Source organism: Pseudomonas sp. P5_A2_2 (assembly GCF_054177685.1).
Map to the genome: position 1 here is coordinate 1 of NZ_JBGCUL010000739.1, position 2,262 is coordinate 2,262.

Sequence of the window (2,262 nt, forward strand, 5' to 3'; positions counted from 1 at the left end):
CCATCAACATGGCTTCGGCTACTTCACAGAGATGGCATCCAAGGGTGCCGAACAGCTGACATTCGGGAAGCATGAGCGCTCAACCAGATAATGAAGTGACATTCTAGGCCTGCCCCGAATAACCGTCGAGCCATTGAGCCCCCTGCCCTGACGATGAAAAGACCTGAATCAGTCCTGGCTCACGGCACCGATCTTGTGGATCGACAGGTCCGCGCCGTAATACTCCTCTTCCTGACTCAGGCGCAATCCATGCAACGCCTTGATCACGCCATACACGGCAAACCCGCCGGCCAGTGCCACAGTAACGCCCAGTGCCGTGCCGATCAACTGGCTGATCAAACTGATCCCACCCAGCCCGCCCAAGGCGCTCTGGCCGAAAATGCCGCAGGCAATGCCGCCCCATACGCCGCACAAGCCATGCAACGGCCACACACCCAATACATCATCGATGCGCCATTTGCCTTGGGCCGCGGTAAAGCACCAGACAAACAGGGCCCCCGCGATGGCACCGGTGACCAGCGCCCCCACAGGATGCATCAGGTCGGAACCGGCACAGATTGCCACGAGCCCCGCCAACGGACCGTTATGCAGAAAGCCGGGGTCGTTGCGCCCGACAATCAGCGCCGTCACCGTACCGCCCACCATGGCCATCAACGAGTTCACCGCCACCAGTCCGCTGACACCTTGCAGGGTTTGCGCGCTCATGACGTTGAAGCCGAACCAGCCAACGATCAGGATCCATGAGCCCAACGCCAGAAACGGGATGCTCGATGGCGCGAACGCCACCAGGCGACCTTCGCGATAGCGGCCATTACGCGGCCCGAGCAACAGCACCGCCGCCAGTGCCAGCCAACCGCCCATGGCATGCACCACCACCGAACCGGCGAAATCATGGAAACCGGCGCCGAAGCGCTCCAGCAACCAGGCTTGCAAACCCAGGTTGCCATTCCAGACAATGCCTTCGAAGAACGGATAGATGAACGCAACGATCAACGCGGTTGCACACAGTTGCGGGACAAACCTGGCGCGCTCGGCGATYCCTCCGGAAATGATCGCCGGGATCGCCGCGGCAAAGGTCAGCAGGAAGAAAAACTTCACCAGTCCATAGCCATGGTCGGCATTGAGCACAGCCGCCGGCTGCATGAATGTCACGCCGTAGGAAATCCAATAGCCTATAAAGAAGTAGGCCAATGTCGAAACGGCGAAGTCACTGAGGATTTTCGACAACGCATTGACCTGGTTTTTCTGTCGCACAGTTCCGACTTCGAGAAAGGCAAAACCGGCGTGCATGGCCAGAACCATGACCGCACCGATCAGAATGAACAGCGTGTTGGAGCTATGGACCAGGGTGTCCACAGCGCTTTGCAGGTTTTCCATGGGATGGGCTGACCTTATGGCAGAAAAAAGCACCAAAGCAGTTCGCGATGACTGTCCATGCACCAAGTTGCGGCTTCGAAGCATCAGCGCACTGATCTCGTTGAACCACTTTGGCGCACGGACGCCCTCCAGGAAAAACGCGCCCCGGAGGTTTACGCGAGTTTTTGATTGTTTGTCCTACGGTTTTACTGAAATCATGCCCGGCCATAGCGCAATGGTGCGGACCGGCGCACCACGACATAGCAAAAGTTGTACCAGTCATTTGTACTGAACCTTCGCCGAAGGCTCATACTCGAAAGCATCAGAAAGCCACTTATGGAGATCCACCATGGCCCGCACCCAGGCAAAGACTGCTCAAGAAATCCTGATGAACGACTTTCAGACATTGGTCAGTGACACCGAACGGTTGCTGGAGCACACCGCGACCCTGGCCGGCGATCAGGCCGACGAATTGCGCGAGCAGATTCACGACAGTCTCTTGCGTGCCCGTGAAACCCTGAAACTGACCGAAGACTCCCTGCGCGAACGCGGCAAGGCCGCTGTCACAGCCACTGAAGACTATGTCCAGGCCAACCCTTGGCAATCCGTCGGGATCGCGGCCGGCGTGGGTTTCCTGATCGGCCTGCTGGCTAGCCGGCGCTGATATGTCGATCGGTGAATCCGGCCCGTCTGTAGCGGGTACCAGTTCCTCATCACGGCGCCTGGGTGCTGCCTTCCTTGGGTTGCTGCACAGCCATGTCGAACTGTTCGGCATCGAATTGCAGGAACAAAAAGCCCGCACCGTCAGCCTGTTGCTGTTTGCCGGCCTGGCCCTGGTGTTTGCGTTGCTGCTGTTGGTGGGGTTGTCGACGTTGGTGCTTATCGTGTTCTGGGACACCTATCGCC

3 protein-coding genes and 1 pseudogene are annotated in these 2,262 nt (G+C 58.4%); 2 read left to right on the forward strand and 2 right to left on the reverse strand.

The genetic code is table 11. From position 1 onward, the window contains the following. Together ACXRVY_RS25005 and ACXRVY_RS25010 are read right to left on the reverse strand one after the other, a co-directional pair. Positions 1-73 (reverse strand): annotated as a pseudogene (locus tag ACXRVY_RS25005) (glutaredoxin family protein); the annotation flags it as partial. Between the two features lie 95 nt (positions 74-168). Continuing rightward, positions 169-1,377, reverse strand: a complete 1,209-nt coding sequence (locus tag ACXRVY_RS25010) for an ammonium transporter (protein ID WP_457266287.1) — start codon at positions 1,375-1,377, stop codon at positions 169-171. 328 nt (positions 1,378-1,705) lie between these two features. Between ACXRVY_RS25010 and ACXRVY_RS25015 the strand changes: the two genes are divergently transcribed. Together ACXRVY_RS25015 and ACXRVY_RS25020 are read left to right on the forward strand one after the other, a co-directional pair. Then, complete coding sequence (locus ACXRVY_RS25015; RefSeq protein ID WP_007983472.1) at positions 1,706-2,020, forward strand: DUF883 family protein; 315 nt, start codon at positions 1,706-1,708, stop codon at positions 2,018-2,020. 1 nt (position 2,021) lies between these two features. Further along, positions 2,022-2,262 (forward strand): phage holin family protein (locus ACXRVY_RS25020; RefSeq protein WP_458238519.1); only part of this gene is annotated, 241 nt, incomplete at its 3' end.

What these genes read in the sequence shown, in the direction of transcription:
- ACXRVY_RS25015 (WP_007983472.1), top strand. Translation starts at nt 1,706, where the DNA reads ATGGCCCGCACCCAGGCAAAGACTGCTCAAGAAATCCTGATGAACGAC.